Origin of the sequence: Streptomyces sp. NPDC058534 (assembly GCF_042717365.1) — a bacterium.
In the GTDB taxonomy this organism is placed as follows: domain Bacteria; phylum Actinomycetota; class Actinomycetes; order Streptomycetales; family Streptomycetaceae; genus Streptomyces.
Map to the genome: position 1 here is coordinate 13173 of NZ_JBHXNW010000023.1, position 22447 is coordinate 35619.

Below are 22447 nucleotides of genomic sequence, written 5' to 3' on the forward strand. Positions count from 1 at the left end.
GGCCCTGTCCTCTCATCTTCGCCCCTCCTCTCCGAGCGCCTCACCCTAACTACGCGCGCCCCCCGCGCCCCACTCGCTGATCGGGGGGGCCGCCCCCCCCGGCCCCCAACCTCTAGGAACCTCAACGATGGTTGCATTCCTCCGGCTCGCGCTGCGCCGCGTCGCGATGATGCCGGTGATGATTCTCGGCATCGCGCTACTGGTCTTCGTGGTGCTGCAGTTCTCCCCGGTCGACCCCGCGTACAACGCGCTCGGGGACAGCGCGAGCCCTGCGGCGCGAGCCGCCTTCGAGGAGGCGCACGGCCTCAACGACCCCCTCCCGGTGCGGTACTTCGCCTTCCTCGGTGATCTCGTCCAGGGCAACCTTGGTGTCACCGTGCCGCCCAGTCAGCCGGTCACCGACCGCATCGCCACCGCCTTCCCGCTGACGCTGCAGCTCACCCTGCTCGGTCTCGCGCTGGCCATCGTGCTCGCCCTGGTCCTCGGTGTCACCAGCGCCATGTACCGCGACCGCTGGCCCGACCAGGTCTTCCGGGTCGTGTCGATGGCGGGGATCGCCCTGCCCTCGTTCTGGCTCGGCATCCTGCTCATCCAGCAGTTCGCGCTGAACACTCCGCTCTTCCCGACCGGCGGCTACGTCAACCCGGCGGACTCGTTCACCGGCTGGCTGCACTCCCTCGCGCTGCCCGCGTTCTCCCTGGCGCTGCCGGTCGCGGCCTCCCTGGCCCGCCTCATCCGCACCGCGATGGTCACCGAACTCGACCGCGACTACGTCCGCACCGCCAAGGGCAGCGGCCTGCCGCCGTCCCTCATCATCCGGTCGGTGCTGCGCAACGCCCTGGTCACCCCGCTGACCGTGCTCGGCGTCAAGGTCGGCTACCTGCTCAGCGGTGCCGTCGTCATCGAGGCGATCTTCGACCTGCCCGGCATGGGCAAGCTGATCCTCGAAGGCGTCACCGGCGGCGACGTCGCCCTCGTGCAGGGCACCGTCATCACCATCGCCATCGCGTTCCTCGTGGTCAACGTCGTCGTCGACCTGCTCTACCTGCTCGTCAACCCGCGTATCAGGACGGTGTGATGCTCGCCCCACGCTCTCTCGCCGGGCGCCTCGTCGCCAGTCCCGGCGCCCGGCTGCGCCGGCTGCCCCTGTCCTCCAGAATCGCCCTCGGCATCCTTCTGGTCATCGTCCTCGGCGCGCTGTTCGCCCCGCTCCTCACGCAGGACCCGCTCGCCACGGGCACCCCGGCCCTGGCACCGGGCGGCGACCACTGGTTCGGCACCGACCGGGCGGGCCGCGACGTCTTCGCCCGGGTCGTGCACGGCGCCCGCTACTCCCTGATCATCGGTTTCGGCGCGACCCTGCTCGCCCTGGTCCTCGGCTCCGTGCTCGGCGCGCTGGCGGCGACCTCGCGCAAGCTCGCCGACGAGTCGGTGATGCGCACGCTCGACGTCGTGATGTCCTTCCCGCCGATCGCGCTGGCCGCCGTGCTCGTCGCCGTCTTCGGGCCCAGCATCCCGGTCATCATCTTCACCATCGCCTTCGTCTACTCGCCCTCCCTCGCCCGTGTCGTGCGCGCCAACGTGCTCGAGCAGTACGGCGAGGACTACGTCGCCGCGGAGAAGGTCATCGGGGCCCGGCGCCACTACATCGTGGCCCGGCACGTGGCCGTCAACTGCATGGCTCCGGTCATGGTGTTCGCGACGGTCATGGTGGCCGACTCGATCATCTTCGAGGCGAGCCTGTCCTTCATCGGCGCCGGTGTGCAGGACCCCGACCCGAGCTGGGGCAGCGTGCTGGCCTACGGCCGGCAGATCATGCTGTCCGGCGGCTGGTGGGCCACGTTCTTCCCCGGCGTGTGCGTGCTGATCACGGTGCTCGCCCTGAACATCCTGTCCGAGGGCCTCACGGACGCCGCCGCATCGCCCGACAAGTCGCGCACCGGCGGCGGCGACGACGCCACCGCCACCGGGTCCGCGGCCAAGGCCCTGGACAAGGCTGACGTGGACGCCTCGCTCGCGGAGCTCGCCGAGCGGCTCTCGCGCATCGAGCCCTCCGCACGGCCGCTGCCGGCCGACGCGCCGGACCTGCTGGTCGCACGCGACCTGACGATCCGCTTCCCGGACCGCTACGGCGACACCCGTGTCGTGGACGGCATCTCCTTCACCGTCCGCGAGGGCGAGACCCTCGGTCTGGTCGGCGAGTCGGGCTGCGGCAAGTCCATCACCAGCCTCGCGGTCATGGGCCTGCTGGCCCGCAACGCCGAGGTCGAGGGCGAGATCCTCTACCGCGGCCGCGACCTGCTGAAGCTGACGCCCAAGGAGCGCCGGGCGCTGATGGGCCCGGAGATCGCCATGGTCTACCAGGACGCCATGTCGTCCCTGAACCCGTCCGTGCTGATCGGCACCCAGCTGAAGTGGCTCACCTCCCGCGGCGGCACCCGCACCCCCGCCGAGCTCCTCGAACTGGTCGGCCTCTCCCCCGAACGCACCCTGCGCAGCTACCCGCACGAGCTGTCCGGCGGGCAGCGCCAGCGCGTGCTGATCGCGATGGCCCTGTCCCGCAGCCCGCGCCTGCTCATCGCCGACGAACCGACGACGGCACTGGACGTGACCGTGCAGGCGCAGGTCGTCGAACTGCTGGTGAGGCTGCGTGACGAACTCGGCTTCGCCATGGTCCTGGTCTCGCACGACCTGGCCCTGGTCGGCGATCTCTCCCACCGGATCGCGGTCATGTACGCCGGTCAGGTCGCCGAGGTGGGCGAGACGCGGTCCCTGCTCACCGCACCGGCCCATCACTACAGCCGGGGGCTGCTCGGCTCGGTCGTCTCGCTGGAGTCGGGTGCCGAGCGGCTGCACCAGATCCGCGGTGTCGTACCCGCACCGAAGGCGTTCGGCCCGGGCTGCCGGTTCGTCTCACGCTGCGCCGCCGCCACCGACCTGTGCGCCACCACGCCCCCGCCCGCCGTCGACCGGTCCGGCGCGGACGACCACCGGTTCGCCTGCCACCACCCGGCGCACGCGGCGCAGCCCGCGCAGTCCGCACAGCCACTGGGGAGTACCCGATGAAGACGCTTCAGCACATCCCGGAGGACACCCGGGTCCCCGGCGCGGACCCGCTGATCCGGCTCGACGGCATCCACGTACGGCACAAGGCCCGCAGCGGCGGCATCCTGCACCGGGACTCCGTGTACGCCCTGACGGAGGTCTCGCTGGAGGTCCGGCGCGGTGAGATCCTCGGCCTGGTCGGCGAGTCGGGCTGCGGCAAGTCCACGCTGGCCCGCGTGGTCACCGGACTGCAGCGCCCCACCGAGGGACACGTGCACTTCCGGGGCCGGGACCTGTGGGCGATGAGCCCGGCCGAACGGCGCGGGGACTTCGGCTCCGCCGTGGGCGTCGTCTTCCAGGACGCGTCCACCGCGCTCAACCCCCGGCTGTCGGTGCGCCGCATCCTGCGCGACCCGCTGGACGTGCACCGCCGCGGCACGCGGGAGGCCCGTGAGGCACGCGTCCTGGAGCTCCTCGACCTGGTCGGCCTGCCGGCCCACACGCTGGAGGCGATGCCCGGACAGCTCTCCGGGGGCCAGCGCCAGCGCGTGGCGATCGCCCGCGCCCTCGCGCTGGAGCCGGAGCTGATCGTCGCCGACGAGCCCACCAGCGCCCTGGACGTGTCGGTGCGCGCGCAGATCCTCAACCTCCTGGTGGATCTGCGCGAACGCCTCGGCCTCGGCATGGTGTTCATCTCGCACGACGTCCAGACGGTGCGCTACCTCGCCGACCGGATCGCAGTTCTCTATCTCGGACGGGTCGTGGAGGAGGGCCCGGCCGACCAGGTGGCCGGCCGGTCGCGTCACCCCTACACCACGGCCCTGCTCTCGGCGACGCCGAGCCTGCTGGAGCGGCCCGAGCGGATCGTGCTGCACGGACCGGTGCCCTCGGCGACCAACCCGCCGCCCGGCTGCCCGTTCAGCACCCGCTGCTGGAAGGCGGACGACGCCTGCTCCACCGGCTTCCCCGCCGGGGAGGAGAGCGGCGACGGCCACCGGTGGCACTGTGTGCACCCCGAGGAGCCCTCGCTCCGGGTCTCACCGGATCGGTGACCCCAGCGGGGTCGATCAGCGGCTGCCCGTCGTCCCACCGGATGACGGTCAGCCGCGCTCGGTCGAGCCGCGCCATCCGCCCGGGGACCACCGGCTCCCGCCGCCTTGACCGGACCTCCGGGTGCGCTGCGCAAGGGCCGAACGTCACCGTCACCGGCCCGGCATGCATACCGGGCCGGTCAGCAGGCCTGCGAAGGAGCGGGCGAGCGGACGGCGCCGGCTGCCGACCGTGACCGCGGCCCGGGAACCGGACAGCAGAGTCCCCTCCGGCTCCGCCTCCGGTTCGGCTCCGCGATCCGGTGTGCGCGGTCCCACGTGGTGCCTCAAGGACCTGGTGTTGGCGGGAGAAGGTCCGGCGCGTTCATCGGACGGCGCCGGCCTGGCCGAGGACGCGGTCCAGGCAGGGTCGGCGAACATCCCGGACGGGTCGAGGCGGGCGCGCAGGACGGTGACGTCTTGGAAGCGGGGGGAACGCGGGGCGAGTTCGACGGCGTCCAGCCGGTGCGTTCTCCCCCGGTGCGGCCGACCGCCCGCTGCGCCGAGGACGTCCTCGCAGACCTGGAACCACCTCTCGTGCGGCGTCCGGTGGTACTGGTGAAACGCGATGTGGACGACGTCGCGTTCGTGGGCCGGGGAGAGCCAGATGTCATCGGCCGCGGCGAACCGGACGCCGAAGGAGAAGGAGACCCCATCGCCGTGGGAGTCGACCCGGCACCCGAGTTCGCGCAGAGCGTCGACGAGGGTGTCGCGCGGGACGGCGTACTCGCCCTGGCGGCGGCCCACGCTGCGGGGCGATGCCGAGACCCGGCGGGCGAGGTCGGTGACGTCGCGGGATCCGCCGAGCCTGGACGCGAGACGGCTGATTCCGGGGTCTGCTCCAGCAGCTCCGGCCGGGTCCAGGTCGCGCAACGCGTGGAGCGGCACGCACTGGAGGGTGACGGCGGTGATGACGCCCAGGGCGCCGAGGGAGACCCTGGCCGTGGCGAACAAGTCGCGGTGCTGCGTGGCGGAGCAGGTCGTGGTCGAGCCGTCGGCCGGCACGAGGTCCAGCTCACGCACCTGGCTGACCGGGATGCCGAACGGTTCGCCGGATCCGTGGGTGCCGGTGGTCAGCGCGCCGGCCGCGGTCTGGCGGTCGATGTCGCCGAGGATCTCCAGAGCCGGTCCGAGCTCGGCGAGAAGCGGGGGAGCCGGTGCAGCGGCATCCCGGCCCGCACCGTGACCAGGCCGCTCCCGGTGTCGGCGCGGACCAGTCCGGCCAGTCGGTCCGGCCGCAGTTGCAAGCCTTCCGTGACCGCGATCCCGGAGAACGAGTGCCCCGATCCGATCGCCTTGGACCTCTCTCCCGTACGCGGCCGCGGCCGCGACGTCCTCGGTGGACGCGGGGGCCACGACTCGGTCCGGAGTGGCCGATCCGGTGCGGGCCCAGTTCTCCCGGCCCGTGGTCATCACAGCCTCCCGTGACGGGTCAGTCGGTGGCGCGACCATGCGGCATCGGAGAAGACGGGTCAAGTGTCCTGGTCATGCGCACAAGTCGGTGTCGGGGAGAATGGCGGCTCGACTCAGTCGGTCGCACCCCGCGACCGCGGGCCACCAGCGAGCACGAGCGAGGAGTCGGCCCATGAACCGGATTGCGGCGAGCGAACGACGCGAGCGGCTGGTCGACGCCGCGTTCGCGGTGTAGCACCGGAGCGAGCAGGTGCTCGGCGAAACCGTCCGGGTCGGGGGCCTTCGGCCACAGCCGGAGCAGCTCCTCAGTGGAGAAGTCGGCTCTCAGGCTGAACCGGGCGGCCAGTTGGAGAGCCTCCGTGCGGTCCTCCGGCGGGGACGGCAGCATGAGTTCTGGGACGATTCCATGGGCTTCGACGGGGCGACGGTATCCAGCAGCGTTCTCAACCGCTCGAGTCGAAGCGAGTCCCGCGCGGTCTCGGTTGTGCCATTGTCGTGTGGCCCGGAGGAAGTCGGCTGTGTCATGTAGGGGACCGTAGGGGGTGAGTGTGACAGGAGCGCCCATACGAGCTGGCCGGCTTACGGCGGGGACGCCTGGCCTGCCGTGGTACAAGCCCACCGTCGCCCAAGGATCGCTACACGATCGCGTTCCGTCGGAACGCCGGCCGGCCCGAATTCGGGTGGGCACCCCTTCATGACCACAGGGCATCCGTTCTCCTGGGCTCAGAATCCCAGTGTCTCGGGCGCCCAGGCTCCCTGACGAAGCCCCGCGGATGTCCGCCCGCGTGTAGTCCGGAATGCCACACCCCAACCAGCCGCTGCCGTTCCTCGCGGCTCCTCCGTTCTCGCTATGCAGGCCCCCACCCAACCGTGGCCTACATACGCGCAGGTCAAGCGCCTGTCATGAAGCTGAGTTCAAGGTAGGAACCCTGGAACGGGTCCGAACGGTCGTAACCGCAGGTGGAGCAGCAGGGTGTGGATGGCTAGTGAAGTGACCCTACATGTCTCGACACTTCCGTCTTATGCCGCGAGGTCCAGCCACTGATGGCAGCGGACCGTCGCCTGGTACGGCGTGATGTAGCCGATGGTCGAGAGAAGGCCGCTCCCGGTTGTAATGTTCGGCGGTCCAACGGAGAACGTGCTGTGGGGCCTGTCCTTCGTCTCCCAGACCGTCGTGCCGATTTCGGCTTTGAGGACGACGAAGAAGCTCGCCGCCGCCGCGTCGTCGAAGCGGGAACCGGTTCGGCCAACGCTCTGCCTGATGTCCAACTCGACCAGGGGGTGGTCGGCCATCGACCAGCCCACGACTTCGCGCGTGCACAGGTTGATCACCGTCGCCGGATACAGCCGTCTCTCGACGGTCGGCATGCAGCGCGGAGCTGGCGGGCAGGCGGTGGCGAAGTCGTCTCGATGTGCTCCACCACCGCCTTGACCGCGACTACGGAACTCTCCCCGCCCACTCGGCAGCCATGATCCACCTCGCCATGGCCGGCCTCATGGCCCGCCGACTCGCCGGCGAGAGCGCCGTCTCCCATGGAGGCCGGGGTCTCGTTTCTGGAGCGCCTTCAGTGCCGGGGCGAAGGTTCAACCGACGCGGAGACGCCTGGTGCTCTCGGGGAAGCGCCCCCTCTGACGCCGTTCTGGGGCATGTCAGGAGGACGGACGCCCAGTGGCGTTCAGCTCGGCCAAGCTCGTCCACGGGCCTCGGTTACCGGCTTCGGTCAGCGCTCTGAGCCTCAGGTAGCGGCCGGGTTTCGCGGTGAACGCCACTCTCGTGGCAGTCGCGACGTCCGCAAACGTGCCCGCGCCACGGGCGGACCCCAGGCACTGGTGCTGTCGGAGACGTACAACTCGTACTGTCCGATGCGGCCGTTGACCCCGCCGTCCTGTCGTGACAGGAGCGTCACCGAGTCGACATCGTACCGCGCGCCGAGGTCTATCTGGATCTCATGCGGAAGGGTGGAGTCTCCGCTCGACCACTGGCTGTGCCAGATGGTGGACGTGTCGCCGTCGAAGGCGTTGCCGGCGGCGCCGTCCTCGGCGGCGGTCTCCTGGCTGTCGACATGGACCGGCGCCCAGGCGGACCGGTCGATAGGGCCACTCGCCGAGCCGCCGACCGGCGAACCGGCTGGGATGCCGACCCGTGTCGCGGTGACCGTGAAGGCCCCGGATGCGTCGCCCGCCTTGATCCAGAGGGTCCCGGCACGGTCGGCCGGGTCGTAGAACCAACCGGTGGTCGCGGAGTCGTACGCCGCCTTGCCGCGCAACGCGGTGAGCGTGGCCGAGCCCCGTGTGACCGAAGCGGGCCTGCTCGCGGTGTGAACGGTGAACTCGTAGTCGCGCGATGCGGGCTTGCCCGTGTAGCTGCCGCTGCTGGCACCCACGGAGATGGTGACGTCGCCGGTGCCGGAGGTGGGAGCGGCGACGTCGACCCGCTGGCGGGCGTAGGCACCGGACTTGTAGGCGCGGGTCCGCCCGTCGTCCTCGTACAGGTTGAACGCCGATGTGCCGCGCGGATGGATGTCGTAGGTGAGCGTGGATACGGGTTTCTCACCGCTGTGGTTCATCTGCGGCCACATGGGTACGATCGCGCCCGCCTTGACGAACAGCGGCAAGGTGTCGAGCGGGGCCGCGTATCCGTTGAGCCAGCCGGGGCCGTTGTAGACCTTGCCCGTCCAGTAGTCGGTCCAGCTGCCCGCCGGCAGGTAGATGCCGTCGCGTGTGCTGGTGTCGCTGACGACGGGAGCGACGAGGAAGGAGTCGCCCGCCATGAACTGGCCGCTGGTCTGGTTGCCGCGGGAAACCGGGTCGTTCGGGTACTCGAGCACCATGGCTCTGGTCGAGGGCACGCCGGACTCGGCGGCGACGCGACTCATGGTGTACAGGTATGACATCAGCCGCATCTTCAGTTTTTGGTACTTGCGGTTGATCGACAGGTACGGCTCGGAGAACCGCCAGGGCTGCTTGTCCTGGTAGCCGGCCCGGGGGTTGGTGGCACCCCAGCCGGACATCGTCATGAACGCCGGGGTGAACGTCTTCCACTGAAGGTCGCGTACATACGTCTGGGGACTCCCGCCGAAGATGCCGTTCACGTCACCGGTCGCGTAGTTGAGCGCGGACAGGCCGGCACCGGTTATCGCGGGGACGTGCCAGCGCATGGCGTCCCAACTGCCGCTGGTGTCCCCGGTCCAGACGACGGCGTTGCGCTGGGTGCCGGCCCAGCCGTCGACGGTCCAGACGAAGCGGCGCGCGTCGGAGTTGTTCTCGATGCCCTCCACCGCCTGTTGCACGCCGGCGAAGGCGTTCTTGTAGCCGCCGCCGATCCAGGCAACGTCGGTCTTCACCGCGCGGGAACCGGCCGTTGCGACCTCCCAGCCGATGTTGTCGAGACCGGTGGAGGTCCACAGTCCGGTCTTGAAGCCCTTGGCCTTGAGCTGGGAGGCGGTGGCGGGCAGATCGGTGTAACCGCAGCCGTATCCGTCGTTCGGAAGGAACCACCCCGAGGGCATGTCAGCGGCCCGGGCGTCCTCCGCGTAGCCGACGACGTCCGGGGTGGTCTGGTGCCGTGCCCGGTTGTGATCTCCCTGATAGTCCGGGTTGGAGGCGTTGAAGCAGTCGGCGTTGCCCAGTTCGAGCCCCCAGATCGGTGCGAGGAAGGGTTTGCCCGTGACGTCGGTGTATCCGTCCGGCACCTGTTTGAGGGAGTCGCCCGCGAAGTACCAGGCGACGCGGCCGTGGCGCGCTTGCCCGTCACCTGGGCGATGCGTGAGAAGGCCAGGCCGGCGAGCAGCCCGAACACCAGGTGGGCGCCGAGGCTGGAGGAGGTGACGGGATTCCACTCGAAGACCGGCATGCCCATGTTCGCGGGCATGACCCACAGCGCGCCGAGCACCACCACACGGCGCCGTAGGCGAGCCCGAGGACGACGGCGGGTGCCGCCTTCCGGGCGAACCCGCCGAGCAGGACGCCGAAGCCGGTGCCGGCCAGCAGGGCGATGCCCAGGTGGGTCAGCCAGCCGGCGAAGGCGTTGGTGGAGCCGAGGAGGCCCACGATCATGGTGATCACCGCGGTGTCCATCACCGGACGGGACACCGACATCCAGGCGTGCACGGTGGTTGCCATGATGGTGGGCTCCTCTCTTTGCCGTTCGTGCGGCCGTCAGGAAGTTTTCTCGGCGATCAGGAGCGCGTAGCCGAGCACGCCGTCCGCAACGGCCGCGCGGGCGGCGGCGAGGACGGCAGGTGCGGTGTCCAGGTCCACTCCGGCCTCGGTGAGCCGGGTGGGTGTGGTGATCCGCAGAAGCTTCAGCCGGGCCTCGATCTGGTCGATCATGCGGGTCATGGCGTGGTCGTGCCGCTCGGTGCGCACGGTGCGCAGTCCGACGGCGGCCAGGATGTCGGAGTACTCGGTGAGCGTGCGGGCATCGGCGACGCAGGCGATCCGTGCGGCCAGGCCGGTGAGTTCGGGCGGGAGCCGGTCGGGGGCGGCGGTGACGTCGGTGATGCCGAGGCGGCCTCCGGGTTTCAGGACCCGGGCGAACTCGGTGGCGGCCCGGTGCTTGTCGGGGAAGACGCACAGGGCGCACTCGCACACCACCGCGTCGAAGGTTCCCTCCGGGTAGGGCAGCTGTTCGGCGTCCCCGGTGGTGAAGACGGCCTGCCCGGCGAGTCGGGCGGCCTGGGCGGCGCCCCGGGCGAGGACGTTGTTGGCCGCCGAGTAGTCCACACCGTCGACCTGGGCACCGTACGTGCCGACGAGCAGCAGGGCGGTGGTTCCTCGGCCCGAGGCGACATCGAGTACCCGGCGGCCCTCACCCAGGTCCAGGCCGTCGGCCAGGCGCCGGGTCAGCGTGGTGCCGCCGGGATGGTAGGAGTCGCCGAGGAGCAGGGCGACGACGTCCGAGGAGTAGGCGGCGGCGCAGCAGGCCTTCAGGTCGCTGCCGGGTCGGCCGGACGGCGGCCTGTTCCCGTCGGTCATCGCGTGCCCTCCGCCGCGGCGCGCTCCGGGCCGGTGGTGCCGGTGGCGGTCTTCGAGCCGTACGGTGTCGTGGTGAGCCGGTCGGCCAGGGGCAGTGCGTTCGGGGCCACCTGGGCGACGGGGACGCCGGACATCTCGGCACGGACCTGCTCGCGGTAGCCGACGGAGTTGTAGGCGCAGAACGGGATGAGGCGGCCGTCGGGTGTGATCTCCTCGACGCAGCACTTCATCAGCTGCTTGACGTTGAGGGTGTACGGGTCCTGGAAGTCCTGGACCACGATCATGAACGCCTTGTCGTCCAGGTCCTTCACCACCTCGGGCATGTCGATCCCGCACGCGGACGCGCAGTCCAGCGCTTCGGCGGTGGTCCGCAGCTGCTCCTCGGTCGTGGCTGTGCCCATGAACGCGGAGGCCGACCACAGCTTCTCCAGGGCCTCGCGGATCCCGGTGTCGGGCAGCACGCGGTTGGTGACGTAGTCGAGGTGGTCCTCCACGTTCAGCAGCCGCGGGATCGGGACGACCGTGCGGTTGCCCGGTTCGCCGTCCACCAGCAGGTAGGTGATGGAGCGGCAGGTCGGGAAGCAACACGGCACGGGGAAGAAGTCGCCCTTCTGGAACCACTGGGGGCGCTGGGCGTTGATCAGCCGGATCACGTCGGGGTTGGTGAGCCGCTGCAGGGGGTCGAACTCGACGTGGCGGCCGGAGTGGGTGACCGGCTGGAACGCCACGGACCGGACGGCGGGGTGGTCGATGCCGTACTCGATGATCGCGCCGAGCTCGTGCTCGTTCAGCCCGCGTTCGACGGCGGCGACGAGGGTGACGGTCAGGCCGGTCTCCGCGCAGTTGTCCAGCGCGCGCTGCTTGAACGTGCGCAGGTCCCGGCCGCGGATCTCCAGGTGGGTGCGCTCGTCGAAGCCGTCGAACTGGAGGTAGACGTTCACGGAGCGGCCCGGGACCTGGTTGCGCTTGCCGAGTTCGGCGACGAAGTTTCTGTCGGTGGCCAGGCGGATACCGTTGGTGTTGAGGTTGACCGTCTTGATCGGGCGGGCCTGGGCGAGGTCGACGAAGTCGAGGATGTGCTTGTGGATGGTGGGTTCACCGCCGGAGAACATCACCACCTCCGCCTCACCCTCGGACTCCACGAAGGCGTCCAGCATCCGTGCGCACTGCTCATGAGTGATCGAGTAGCCGTCGCTGTGGTGGCCGGAGTCCGCGAAGCAGATCGGGCAGTCCAGGTTGCAGCCCGTGTTCACCTCGATGATCCCCAGGCAGGCGTGCTGCTTGTGCTCCGGGCACAGTCCGCAGTCGGACGGGCAGCCGTCCCGTACCTCCGTCTGGAACGTGAGGGGAAGGGTGCCGGGCTTGTTGAACCGCGCCGAGGCGAGGTACTCCTGAGCGTCTGCGTACACCAGCGCCTCGAACTCGCCGTGATCACGGCAGCGCTTGCGCAGGTACACCTTGTCGTCGCGGATGTTGACCTGCGCGTCGACGGGCGTCTTGCACAGTGGGCAGATCGACTTGGTGAACTCCAGGAACACCTCGTCCCGGTCCACCTTGCGCCTGGGCGTTGGCGCCTGGGTCATCGCGAAACTCCTCTCACGGGGGGCAGTCACCATCAGGTCAGGGGGAAGCGGACCGTGGCCGGTCACGGACACGGCGAGGCAGTGGACTCACGCGGGCCTTGCGAGCCGCGCGCACCAGGACAACGGCGTACACGAGGGTGAGGGCGTCCTGGAGGAGGACGAACCAGCTCAGCCGTTGGGTGAGGTGGTTCCCGAAGCAGCCGCAGTTGTCCACCGTCAGCCCACGCGCGAACGCCTGCACGGCCAGCCCGCTCCACACCAGCGACACGGCCGAGTACATCCACACCGGCACCATGGCGAGCGAGCGGGGGCGGGCGAGAAACCACACCCCGCACACCAGCTCACCGGCGATCAGACCCGCCGCGAGCCAGGCCGCCGGGGCACCGTGCACCAGACCGTACGCGCCGAGAACGGCCGGCATGTCGGCGGCGGAGGCGAGCTGGCCGACGGCCATCGCCGTGAAGACCACGCCGAGCACGAGTCGGAGCACCATGTGCGCGACGTTACGGCCCCGGGGACGGCCGGAACTGTAAGCGCGCTCACCGAACCGGCCCCGGATTCACCGAACCGGCCGCGTGCCGACGGAACCGGCCGCGCGTTCACGGGCGGGGCGCGGCACGGCGTTCGGCCTCGGCCTTGACCGACGCGAGGGAGGCGGCGACCGCGGCCTCCCAGCGGGCGGCCACCACCCTGCCCCACCACTGCCCGGCCCGCCACAGGTCGGTACCCATCTCACCCTCGTAGACCAGCCGTGTCCCCGCCCCGGTCTCCTCAAGGACGAAGGACTCGGTCACCTGCGGCACCGGGCCGCGCACCAGCCGGAAGTCGATCCGCTCGGGCCGGGTGAAACGCACCGTCTCCACCGTCACCGCCCTCAGCCGCCCGCCCGCGACCGGCGTGAAGTGCTCGGCCAGCACCAGGTCACCGCCCCGCTCCAGGACGTTCAGCTTCTCGCGCACGGCTCGCGGCGTGCGGCCCAGGTACGGGTGGGCCACCACGTCGAACACCGTGTCCCGCGGGGCCGCGATGTCGAGACTCTGCGGGCCCAGCGGCCACGTCCGGCGGCCCACGCCGACATCGACGGGAACGGCGCCGGTCACCAGTCCCAGCCAGGCGGCGGCCAGTGAACCGCCCACACCGGCGGCCCAGGCCGCGCCCCGCAGCGCGCGGGCGCTCACCGCTTCTCCTGTGGTGCGGCTTCCTCGATCAGGACGCCGTTCCCGAACGCGACATGGCCCTTGATCTTCCGAGCCAGCGGGCTGGGGTGCGGGTAGTACCAAGCGGCGTTCGGATTGGTCCGCCCGCCGGCGGTGACCGTGTAGTAGCGGGCGAGGCCCTTCCAGAAGCACCATGACCGGGCCCGGCTCTCGGTGAAGTGTCCGCGGTGGAGCGACTCGGGCGGGAAGTAGTGGTTGCCCTCCACCACGACGGTCCGCTCGGCTTTTGCGAGTACGGTGCCGTTCCACACTGCGCGCATCATGACCGGCCGTCCCTGACGAGATCCTCTTTGTCAGCAGGGCCGGAGATCATCCGCGTGGTGAATCCGGTGCCGGCCAGCCACGCGTCGTCCAGTGCCTGCCGCAGCAGCTCCTCGGCACGCTGCTGGTTCGGGCAGCCGGGCACGACCAAGACCTCAATCTCCATGACTCCAGGATCGCGCACCGTGGCGCCCTCCGGAACGAAAAGGGGTCGAGCGATCACGATGAGCCTTCCCTGGCCGCCGGGGAACACGGTCACGGCCGGCGGGTCCGCTACGAGTACCAGCTGAGCGCGGGAATCTCGTCGCGCAACAGGTGGGCACCGACTTCGGCGCGCTTGCGGGCGACGGGGTCGTGGAGGGTAGGGGGGCGGCGGCTGCGCCAGAAGATGTCCAGGCCGACGCGGGTGGCCGTGGAGCGGGCGCCGTTGGTTTCGTACACCCGGTGGGCGATCTCCAGCGCGATGTCGTTGGCGCGGGCTTCGACGCAGGCTTCGACGGACCAGAGCTCTGCTTCGAGAGATGCTCACTGTCGCCTTGTCCTCCGGCCGGCCCAAGGGGTGACGTTCGGCAGCCGTGCGCGACGTGTGTCCTGCCGTACCCGGTTCGAGGCCCGTGTGGGGCCTGGTCGGCAGGCCGGCGGGCGGGGGTGATCCGCAGTGCTGAGGTGGCGGCGTCGACGGACAGCACCACGCGCTTCCCGCGGAGTACGGCATCGGGCGGTCGTCGCCACGGTGTACCTTCTCGTGCTCTCGGCCCTGTCACTGGCCGCGGTCTGGCCGGCAGTGCGGATCACACCGCTGCAGACCGTGTCGGCGGCCGGTCAGACAGTGCGCGTGGGCGGGCCTGCGCCGCATGCCGGCCCGGCGGACCGTCCTCGTACTACTGGCGGTGTCGCGCTGGTGACCGCGGTCAACGCCGTCGGGTTCTACCTGCCGGCCTCGGACACCCCCCGGGCCCTGCGCAACGTGAACTCGCTGCGGGACCTGGTCGGCGACAGCCCCTTGTCCCCGGTGCCCAGGGCCAAGGGCCCGGTCCTGGGCGACGTGCGGGCGGTGGCCCTGGGCGACTCGACCGCCGCCGGCACCGGCAACCGGCTCCTGCCCGACCCTCGCCCCCTGGACACGGCCTGCCGACCCAGTGCCGACTCCTACCCGCGGATACTGGCCCGGGCCAACGACTGGCGCGTGCTCAACCTCGCCAGCGCCGGCGCCACGATCCGCGACGGCATCCTCGGTGTGCAGATCCTCGGCGGCCAGGTCGCCCCGCCCCGGTTCGCCCAGGCACAGCGGGCTGCCAAAGCGTCCGTCGTCATGGTCGGTGTCGGAGCCAACGACGTGCTCCGGGCCGACCTGGTCAAGCTCTGCTCGGCCTCCCCCACCTGCGACGACGGGGCGTCCACGGCGTTCTTCCAGAGCCGCCTCACCCGGTTCGCACTCGACTACCGGAAGCTTCTGCGCCAGCTGGCCGCCCTCCCCAGCACCCGTAGTACTCGGCAACGAGTACTACGACCCCTTCGGCTCCGACATCGCCTGTCTGCGCGAGGAAGGACCCACCGAAGAGAAAGTAGGCCGGCCATCGCCCTCGCCGGTCAACAGGCCATCCCCGCGGAACGCTGACGGGCCCTCGTGGAGCAGCCACGGGTGGCGAGAACAGCCGGCGGTTGTCGATCGAGGAGTGCCCTTGGCACCGCGGCGGCTTCTGACACCCTGCCCCGGTGACCGCCGACAAGCGGTCACCAGGGCGGTGAGGGCGACCGCCCCGACAGCACCCGTTCACATGTGCGTGCCGCCGTCGATGCGGAGCTCGGTGCCGGTGATGAAGGCACCATCGTCCGAGGCCAGCATGGCGACGACGCCGGCGACGGCCGACGGGTCGGCGAATCCCTCTGTGAGGGCCGGGGCCAGTTTGACGAACAGACTCATGTCGGCGTCCGCCGGGAGTCCGGGGTTCGTGGTCATGCCGCTGGCGATGCTGCCGGGCGCCACGCACACGGCACGCAGTCCCCGCCGAGCGTACTCGCTCGCGATCGCGTGGGTGAAGGACTGGATGCCGCCCTTCGTGGCGGCGTAGGCGGCCATGTAGGGGTGCGCGAACGATGCCGACGTCGAGCTGAAGTTGACCACGACGCCGCCGTCGCTTGCCAGCAGCGCGGGCAGTGCCTCGCGGGTCGTCAGGAACGTGCCGGTGAGGTTGACGGCGAGCACGCTGTTCCAGAAGTCCAGGCTCATCTTCTCGGTGCGCGCGGATCGCAGGATGCCGGCCGCGTTGACCAGGACGTCCAGGCCTCCTCCGAGGGCCGACACGGCCGCGGCGACTCCCTTGCACACGGCCGACTCGTCCGACACGTCGATCAGTTGGGTGTGCAGGCGGTCCGCCCGTCCGCCCAGGGTGGACGTCTCCTCGAGGCCGGTGTCCGACACGTCGGCGGCGACGACCGCCGCTCCTTCGTCGAGGAGCCTCAGCACGGTCGCCCGGCCGATGCCCGATCCGGCGCCGGTGACCAGTACCCGTCGTCCTTCGAAGCGGTTCATGGGTGTTCTCCCTGTTGTCGGAGGGGTTGGTGCCGGGTCTGCTCGGCGAGCACCGGCCCGGCGGTCCAGCCACCGTCGACGGCCAGTTCCGCTCCGGTGATGTAGGAGGCGGCGTCCGAGAGAAGAAAGGTGACCACGTCGGCGACTTCGAGCGCCTCGCCGACCCTCGCCATGGGGACGCCGGGGAAGTTGCCGTCCCCCTGCCGGATTCCGACACCGGCGGTCATCGGGGTGTAGACCATGCCGGGGTGGACGGAGTTGACCCGGATCCCGGCGGTTCCGAGTTCCACCGCGCTCACCTTCGTGAGTCCCCTTACGCCCCACTTGGCCGCTCCGTAACCTGCGGTCAGTGGCAGACCCATGAGGCCCGCGGCGGAGGACATGTTGACGATGGAGCCGCCGCCGTTCTGCTTCATCACCGGGATCACGGTGCGCATGCCGATGAAGACGCCGGTCAGGTTGATGTCGACCACTCGGCGGAAGGCGTCGACCGACTGCTCCTCCAGGGGGTGGGAACCACCCGAGATTCCCGCGTTGTTGACCAGCCCGTCGACTCCGCCGAACTCGTCGACCGCGAAGGCCACGACGCGCCTCCACCCCTCCTCGGAGGTGACGTCGTGCCGGATGAAGCGGACGTCGTGTCCGAGCTCCTCGGCGACGGTGCGGCCCTCCTCCAGCACATCGGTAAGGATCACGCGCGCGCCGGCCTCAGCGGCGGCCCGGCCTGCCGCCATCCCGAGTCCTCTCGCGCCACCCGTGACGACAACCGTCCTGTCGTGAAGACTCAGCACTCTGTGCTCCCGTCGTAGTGAATTCCTTGGCAGTGAAGTCCTTGCCGTTGTCCGGTCAGCGGGCGGCAAGGGAGTCGGCGATGTGGCTGGCCGCGATCCAACTGAAGGTCATGGCAGGGCCGATGGTCGCACCGGGTCCGGGATACGTGTCGCCCATCACCGCGGCGGAGGCGTTGCCGGACGCGTACAACCCCTCGATGGCAGAGCCGTCCTCACGCAGCACCCGGGCCGTGGCGTCGGTGACCGGGCCGCCTTTGGTGCCGATGTCTCCGGGCTGGATCCGCACGGCGTAGAAGGGCGCCTTCCGCAGCGGGGCCAGGTTGGGGTTGGGCAGGGTGGGGTCCCCGTAGTAGCGGTCGTAGACGCTCTCTCCACGCCGGAAGTCCTCGTCGTGCCCATGGTGCGCGAAGCCGTTGAAGCGCTCTATGGTGGCGCGCAACCGGTCGGCGGGCAGGCCCGTACGCGCCGCGAGCGCGTCGAGGGTGGGTGCTCTCCTGACGAAGCCGCTGTCGATCCACTTCTTCGGGAACGGCTGTCCCGGGAAGAGCCCCAGGAAGACGTAACGCGCTTTGGACGCCGCGTCGAGGATCAGCCAGGACGGAACTGTGGGCGCCTCGGGGGTGTGGTTCGCGTACATCGCGTCGACGAACTGGTGGTACGGGGCCGCTTCGTTGGCGTAGCGCTCGCCCGCCGAGTTGACGATCAGCATCCCGGGGATGCCGCGGTCGGCGACGAGGAAGAACGGTTTGCCTCCGGGCAGCACCGTGGACGGCGCTCCCCACACCCGGTCCATCAGATCGACCGCGGCGCCCACGCCGACGCACGCCTCCAGGCCGTCGCCGGTCTGCCCCTCTGCGGCGGCGCTCCATTCGGCAGAGGTCGGCGCCGGCAGGTACTTCTCGCGCAGTCGCTGGTTGTGCGAGAAGCCGCCGGAGGCAAGGACGACGCCACCGGTCGCGCGGATGGCGAGCTCCCGGCCGTGGTGGGTGACACGGATACCGGCGATCCGGCCGTTCTCCTCCACGAGGCCGGTCAGCGGGGCGGACAGCCACAGCTCGCCTCCGAGGTTCCCCAGGGAGTACCGCATCCGGGCGATCAGTGCCTCACCGAGGGAGAGCAGCTTCCGGCCGCGGAGCAGGGCCGTGACCCCGCGAGCGCCGACCTTGGCCGACGTCCGCTTGCCGGCCCAGGTACGCCCGACCATGTTCAGGTGGCGGAAGTCCTTGGACGTGATGGTGAGCCCGTAGGTGGGGAGCCCGGCCCGGCGCATGCCGGCGCGCTGCTCGGGCGGCAGCTTCTTGAAGTCGAAGATCTGCGGTTCGACGGAGCGGCCCTGCGGGAAGCCGCCGAGTTCTTCCGGAAAGTAGTCGGAGTAGCCGGGGGTGTAGACGAACTTCACGGCCGTCCGGTCGTGGAACTCCCTTACCATTTGCGGTCCGTGCTTGAGGTAGGCCTCCTTGCGGGCGGCGGGGACCCGGTCGCCGACGGTGGCGTCCAGATAGGCGCGGGCCTTCTCGGGGGTGTCCGCGAGCCCGGCGGCGGCCAGGTGGAAGTTGTCCGGCACCCAGATCGCGCCGCCGGAGAGGGCGGTCGTACCGCCGTAGACTTCGGTCTTCTCCACCACGAGGGCGGTCAGCCCCCGCAACCGGGCGGTGATGGCCGCGGCCATCCCGGCGGCGCCGGAGCCGACCACCACGACGTCGTAGGTGTGGTCCCACTCAGTGCTCATGGGTGTGCGGTCCCTTCTGGTTCGGCGGGGGTTCGGCGGGGGTTCAGCGAGCGGTGACTCGGGCGTCGGTGAGGACCGGTGCGTCGTCGCGGTCCGCGGCCGTGGCCGTCAGCCGGTAGCAGTCGCCGGTCTCCCATATGCGTCTCCGCAGAGTCTCACCGGGGAAGAACACCCCGGCGAAGCGCGTGCGGCAGCCCGTGACGCGGGCGGCGTCGCCGTCCAGCAGGCGGTCGGTGACGGCCTTGACCGCCATCCCGAATGAGCACAGCCCGTGCAGGATGGGCCGGTCGTAGCCCGTGAGGCGGGCAGTGGCGGGGTCGGCGTGCAGCGGGTTCCAGTCCCCGGCGAGCCGGTAGAGCAGCGCCTGCTGCCGGAGCGTCGGGAACTCGAGCACCACGTCGGGCTCCCGCTCCGGCGTGGGAAGGCGTTCGGAGGGGCCGCGGTCCCCTCCGAAGCCGCCCTCGCCGCGTACGAAGATCTGGTTGCGCTGGGTGATCAGCAGCTCGCCGTCCTCCCCGAGGAGGGTGGACTCCTGCACGATGACAGCGGCCTTGCCCTTGTCGTACACCGCCGGCACCCGGGTGACGGTGGTCCCCCGCGCGGCGGCGGGCAGCGGACGGTGCACCGTGATCTCCTGACCGCCGTGCAGCACCGCGCTCAGGTCGATGTCCACTCCCGGCAGGTCGAAGACCTGGAACCCCACTCCCCCGCTGCCACCGGCCACCACACCGAAGGTGGGCAGCACGTGCAGGCCCCTCTCGTGCCCTTCGTAGACGTAGCGCAGTTCGGCCGGGTCGGTTTCGGGGACTCCCGCGCCAAGCGCCAGGTGGTACAACCGCACCTCGCGGTCGTCCCAGGCCGCGGCGGCCCGGACGGGCGGGGCAGAGATCACCTTCTCGACATCGATCGGCATGGGGTGCGGGTTCCTTTGCGGTCGGTTTGGGGCTGTGCGGTGCAGGCCTCCCGGAAGCAGGCTGCCTCCGGCTGACGGGTGGTCAGCCGTTCCAGTGGTGGCCCCAGAAGCTGTCGGCGGTGATCTCCTTGGCGACCCAGGTGTCGGGGTCGACGATCAGGCCGTCCCAGCCGTACTCGACCTGGAATCCGCCAGGGGCCTGGGCATAGAAGGAGACCATGTGGTCGTTGGTGTGGCGGCCGAGGCTGGAGGCGATGGGGATGCCGGCGGCGTTCATGCGGTCCAGCCCGCGGCCCACGTCGTCGAGCGTCTCCAGTTCCACCATGAAGTGCACGATGCCGGGGGGCAGCGCGCCGGGGTACAGGCCCAGGCTGTGGTGGCGGCGGTTGGGGCTCAGGAAGTGCATCCAGTGGAAGTCCCGCTGCTCCGTGGCCGTCGGCACCGCCTGCGGAGGAAGTTTCATCGAGTCGCGCAGCTGGAAGCCCAGCAGGTTCTCGTAGAAGTCCAGTGCGGCATCGATGTCGGGCACCGGCAGCACCACATGGCCGAGGCCCAGGTCGCCGGAGACGAAGCGGTTGCCGTACGGGGTGCCGAGCGCGGTGTGGTCCTGCGCCTGGCCCCAGTAGATCTCCAGCGGGTTGCCGCCGGGGTCCGTCACGTGGACGAGGCCCTGGACGCGGCGTTCCGCGAGTTCGGCGGCGTCGGCCGCCTTGACGGCGAAACCGGCGGCCTCCAGTTCCCGGGTGGCCGTGGCGAGCGCGGCGGCGTTCGCCACCTCCCAGCCGGCCGCCAGCAGCCGGTCGCTCTCACCGGACTGTATGGCGATGCGGTAGGAGCGGTCGTCCATGCGCAGGTACAGGGTGTCCTCGGTGGTGCCGGATGCCTCCACCATGCCGAGGACGTCGAGGGTGTAGGCGCGCCACTTCTCCAACTCGGTGGTCTCCAGGCGGAGGTAGCCGAGAGCGCGAATGTCCATGGCTGAGCACCTTTTCGTCAGGGGCGGTATGCGGGTGGGTCAGTGGGTCGGGGCCTGCGCTACGCCGGGGGCCCCGGCGTAGTGGTGGTGCAGGGCAAAAGCGGGGCCCTTGGCGGTGCGGCTGCCGGACCCGTGGCATTGCCGGTCGCCTGGTCTCCCGTCAGAACATCGTGTCCTGGAAGACGAGACCGAGGGCCGCTTGGCCGAAGAGCAGCAGGGCGCGCTCCGGGTCGTTGGCAGCGTGGCCGCGGCCGGTGTGTGCGTCGCGCCATGCGCGCTGGACAGGGTTGGGACCGGTGCGCATGGCGTTGCCGCCGGCGTTCTCCATCAGCAGGTCGAGCGCCGCGACCGCGCGCTCGGTTGCGATCACCTGGTCCCGGCGGGTGCGGGTGCGCAGCTCCGTGGAGAGCTCCTCGCCGTGCTGTGCGAGGGCGTACATCTCGCCGATGTTGCGGGTCAGCTGCAGCCAGCTCGCGTCGATGTCGCTGGCGGCGCGGGCGATGCGCACCTGCCCGAAGGGGTCCTCGGCGACCTTCTGCCCGTAGGAGACGCGGAACCGCCGCTTGGTGGCCTCGACGTAGGAGTCGTAGGCGCCCTCGGCGATGCCGACGATGGGAGTGGAGATGGTGGTGGTGAACATGCCGGCGTACGGCAGCCGGTACAGCGGCTCGTGGTTGAGCTCATGGCCGGGCGTGTTCAGGGCGGTGACCGGGCCGAAGCTCAGGGCACGGTGATCGGGGACGAAGGCGTCCTCCACCACGATGTCGTTGCTGCCGGTGCCGCGCAGGCCGACGGTGTCCCACACGTCGTCGACGCGGTAGTCGGCACAGGGGATCAGGAAGGTCCGCATATCCACCGGGCTGCCCTCCGCGTCCGGGACGAGGCAGCCGAGCAGCGCCCACTGGGCGTGGTCGCAGCCGGAGGAGAAGTGCCAGCGGCCGGAGAGCCGGAAGCCGCCGTCCACCGGGGTGGCCTTGCCGGTGGGGGCGTACGAAGAGGCCATACGGGTCTTGGGGTCCTCGCCCCACACCTCCTGCTGGGCCCGCGGGTCGTACAGTGCCACGTGCCAGGGGTGGACGCCGACCACCGAGGCGACCCAGCCCGTGGAGCCGCATGCCTTGGCGATCTCCTTCACAGCCGAGTAGAAGACCCGTGGGTCGGCCGCCCGGCCGCCGAAAGCCTTGGGCTGCATCAGCTGGAAGAAGCCGGTGTCCTCCAGCTCTTTGATGGAGGCGTCGGGCACGCGGCGCAGCGTCTCGGCCTCGGCGGCGCGCTCGCGCAGCGTCGGGGCAAGGTCGCGGATCGCTGCCGGCACATCTTCGGCCATGGAGCGTCCCCTCTCGGGTTGTGGTGGCGGAAGTGGCAGGACCGTACTCTCTGCTGTTCCGGCACGAAAATGAGTTGCTCCCACTGAGCGGGAAGCTGCGGCGGCGCCGGTGTGCAGGCCGCGCGTGAGGGGCCGAGGTACTGGGGCCGGAGCGGGCCACCCGCGGGGCGGGGCCGCCGTCCGGCGTCCTGGAAGCGACGGCGGAGCTTGACAGCCGCCACGCCGGGCCAAGTGGACAGCGGCTCGGTCAGCGGCTCGTCTCCTGCCCCGCCATGGCGCCGCCGAACGACGCTCCGAGGTGTCCGGATCCGCCCTTGGTGAAGAGACGGTCGCAGGGGTCTTCGGCTCGGTGGAGATCCGCGTCCACTCCGTCGGCCGCGTAGCCGTTGAAGGTTCGCACCGTGGTCCGCGGCGCCTGGGGGCCAAGGTCCATCAGCCGGCCGAGGCCGTCGCGGATGTCGGCAGCACGCCACAGCCGGGCCTCGGCGAGCCGCGAGCGCCTGACCGCCCATCCGGTCGTACGGCGGCGGCTCGGAGGCGAACCGGCGGCCGTTGCCGTCAACGAGGACGCCGGATGCCGCCGTCCTTGGGGTC

At 70.6% G+C, this 22447-nt stretch carries 23 protein-coding genes; 4 read left to right on the forward strand and 19 right to left on the reverse strand.

The annotated features are described in order from the left end of the window. The first annotated feature begins 127 nt into the window (after nucleotides 1–127). Genes ACFWR9_RS16505 through ACFWR9_RS16515 form a run of 3 tightly spaced genes read left to right on the forward strand, consistent with a single transcriptional unit; the run spans nucleotide 128 to nucleotide 4097 of the window. Nucleotides 128–1078: an ABC transporter permease gene (locus ACFWR9_RS16505; RefSeq protein WP_383841914.1), complete on the forward strand. Its 951-nt coding sequence runs from the start codon at nucleotides 128–130 to the stop codon at nucleotides 1076–1078. Next, nucleotides 1078–3066, forward strand: coding sequence for a dipeptide/oligopeptide/nickel ABC transporter permease/ATP-binding protein (locus tag ACFWR9_RS16510; protein WP_383841917.1), 1989 nt, complete (start codon nucleotides 1078–1080; stop codon nucleotides 3064–3066). Before ACFWR9_RS16505 ends, ACFWR9_RS16510 begins: the two co-directional genes overlap by 1 nt. Before the next feature lie 50 nt (nucleotides 3067–3116). After that, entirely contained in the window at nucleotides 3117–4097 is a 981-nt protein-coding gene (locus ACFWR9_RS16515; protein ID WP_383842170.1) for an oligopeptide/dipeptide ABC transporter ATP-binding protein, read from the forward strand. A 150-nt stretch (nucleotides 4098–4247) separates the two neighbouring features. Here the strand turns inward: ACFWR9_RS16515 and ACFWR9_RS16520 are convergent, their stop codons facing one another. The 12 genes from ACFWR9_RS16520 to ACFWR9_RS16575 form a co-directional block, all read right to left on the reverse strand. After that, on the reverse strand, nucleotides 4248–5156 hold the full coding sequence (locus ACFWR9_RS16520) for a D-arabinono-1,4-lactone oxidase (RefSeq protein WP_383841920.1): 909 nt from the start codon (nucleotides 5154–5156) through the stop codon (nucleotides 4248–4250). Between the two features lie 50 nt (nucleotides 5157–5206). Next, entirely contained in the window at nucleotides 5207–5380 is a 174-nt protein-coding gene (locus tag ACFWR9_RS16525; protein WP_383841923.1) for a hypothetical protein, read from the reverse strand. 1186 nt (nucleotides 5381–6566) lie between these two features. Beyond that, nucleotides 6567–6914 (reverse strand): hypothetical protein, encoded by a 348-nt coding sequence (locus ACFWR9_RS16530; protein ID WP_383841926.1) that lies wholly within the window; start codon nucleotides 6912–6914, stop codon nucleotides 6567–6569. Nucleotides 6915–7282: 368 nt separating this feature from the next. Continuing rightward, nucleotides 7283–9238 (reverse strand): TIM-barrel domain-containing protein, encoded by a 1956-nt coding sequence (locus tag ACFWR9_RS16535; RefSeq protein WP_383841929.1) that lies wholly within the window; start codon nucleotides 9236–9238, stop codon nucleotides 7283–7285. Between the two features lie 58 nt (nucleotides 9239–9296). Then, nucleotides 9297–9668: a hypothetical protein gene (locus ACFWR9_RS16540; RefSeq protein ID WP_383841932.1), complete on the reverse strand. Its 372-nt coding sequence runs from the start codon at nucleotides 9666–9668 to the stop codon at nucleotides 9297–9299. A gap of 36 nt (nucleotides 9669–9704) precedes the next feature. Beyond that, on the reverse strand, nucleotides 9705–10523 hold the full coding sequence (locus ACFWR9_RS16545; protein ID WP_383841935.1) for a class I SAM-dependent methyltransferase: 819 nt from the start codon (nucleotides 10521–10523) through the stop codon (nucleotides 9705–9707). Continuing rightward, nucleotides 10520–12106, reverse strand: coding sequence for a radical SAM protein (locus ACFWR9_RS16550; RefSeq protein ID WP_383841938.1), 1587 nt, complete (start codon nucleotides 12104–12106; stop codon nucleotides 10520–10522). The genes ACFWR9_RS16545 and ACFWR9_RS16550 overlap by 4 nt, the downstream gene beginning before the upstream one ends. 37 nt (nucleotides 12107–12143) lie before the next feature. Further along, nucleotides 12144–12599 carry a MauE/DoxX family redox-associated membrane protein gene (locus ACFWR9_RS16555; protein ID WP_383841941.1) on the reverse strand — a complete coding sequence of 152 codons (456 nt, stop codon included), beginning with the start codon at nucleotides 12597–12599 and terminating at the stop codon, nucleotides 12144–12146. A gap of 106 nt (nucleotides 12600–12705) precedes the next feature. Beyond that, nucleotides 12706–13284, reverse strand: a complete 579-nt coding sequence (locus ACFWR9_RS16560; protein ID WP_383841944.1) for an SRPBCC family protein — start codon at nucleotides 13282–13284, stop codon at nucleotides 12706–12708. Next, the gene (locus ACFWR9_RS16565) at nucleotides 13281–13586 is read right to left on the reverse strand and encodes a DUF427 domain-containing protein (protein WP_383841947.1); all 306 of its coding nucleotides are present in this window, start codon (nucleotides 13584–13586) and stop codon (nucleotides 13281–13283) included. The genes ACFWR9_RS16560 and ACFWR9_RS16565 overlap by 4 nt, the downstream gene beginning before the upstream one ends. Further along, complete coding sequence (locus ACFWR9_RS16570; protein ID WP_383841950.1) at nucleotides 13583–13750, reverse strand: hypothetical protein; 168 nt, start codon at nucleotides 13748–13750, stop codon at nucleotides 13583–13585. The genes ACFWR9_RS16565 and ACFWR9_RS16570 overlap by 4 nt, the downstream gene beginning before the upstream one ends. Before the next feature lie 107 nt (nucleotides 13751–13857). Then, the gene (locus ACFWR9_RS16575; protein WP_383841953.1) at nucleotides 13858–14025 is read right to left on the reverse strand and encodes a hypothetical protein; all 168 of its coding nucleotides are present in this window, start codon (nucleotides 14023–14025) and stop codon (nucleotides 13858–13860) included. Between the two features lie 460 nt (nucleotides 14026–14485). Between ACFWR9_RS16575 and ACFWR9_RS16580 the strand changes: the two genes are divergently transcribed. Beyond that, nucleotides 14486–15202 carry a GDSL-type esterase/lipase family protein gene (locus tag ACFWR9_RS16580; protein WP_383841956.1) on the forward strand — a complete coding sequence of 239 codons (717 nt, stop codon included), beginning with the start codon at nucleotides 14486–14488 and terminating at the stop codon, nucleotides 15200–15202. A 156-nt stretch (nucleotides 15203–15358) separates the two neighbouring features. On the opposite strand, the gene ACFWR9_RS16585 is transcribed toward ACFWR9_RS16580, so the two are convergent. The 7 genes from ACFWR9_RS16585 to ACFWR9_RS16615 form a co-directional block, all read right to left on the reverse strand. Continuing rightward, a complete protein-coding gene (locus tag ACFWR9_RS16585; protein WP_383841959.1) occupies nucleotides 15359–16117 on the reverse strand; it encodes an SDR family NAD(P)-dependent oxidoreductase in 759 nt (252 codons plus the stop codon). Continuing rightward, complete coding sequence (locus ACFWR9_RS16590; protein WP_383841962.1) at nucleotides 16114–16908, reverse strand: glucose 1-dehydrogenase; 795 nt, start codon at nucleotides 16906–16908, stop codon at nucleotides 16114–16116. Before ACFWR9_RS16590 ends, ACFWR9_RS16585 begins: the two co-directional genes overlap by 4 nt. Nucleotides 16909–16963: 55 nt before the next feature. Continuing rightward, on the reverse strand, nucleotides 16964–18637 hold the full coding sequence (locus ACFWR9_RS16595) for an FAD-dependent oxidoreductase (RefSeq protein WP_383841965.1): 1674 nt from the start codon (nucleotides 18635–18637) through the stop codon (nucleotides 16964–16966). A 43-nt stretch (nucleotides 18638–18680) separates the two neighbouring features. Further along, nucleotides 18681–19550, reverse strand: coding sequence for a MaoC/PaaZ C-terminal domain-containing protein (locus ACFWR9_RS16600; RefSeq protein WP_383841968.1), 870 nt, complete (start codon nucleotides 19548–19550; stop codon nucleotides 18681–18683). A gap of 82 nt (nucleotides 19551–19632) precedes the next feature. Then, complete coding sequence (locus tag ACFWR9_RS16605) at nucleotides 19633–20526, reverse strand: VOC family protein (RefSeq protein ID WP_383841970.1); 894 nt, start codon at nucleotides 20524–20526, stop codon at nucleotides 19633–19635. Between the two features lie 160 nt (nucleotides 20527–20686). Then, complete coding sequence (gene hsaA / locus ACFWR9_RS16610; protein ID WP_383841973.1) at nucleotides 20687–21853, reverse strand: 3-hydroxy-9,10-secoandrosta-1,3,5(10)-triene-9,17-dione monooxygenase oxygenase subunit; 1167 nt, start codon at nucleotides 21851–21853, stop codon at nucleotides 20687–20689. A 247-nt stretch (nucleotides 21854–22100) separates the two neighbouring features. Beyond that, complete coding sequence (locus ACFWR9_RS16615; RefSeq protein WP_383841976.1) at nucleotides 22101–22415, reverse strand: hypothetical protein; 315 nt, start codon at nucleotides 22413–22415, stop codon at nucleotides 22101–22103. Nucleotides 22416–22447: the final 32 nt, after the last annotated feature.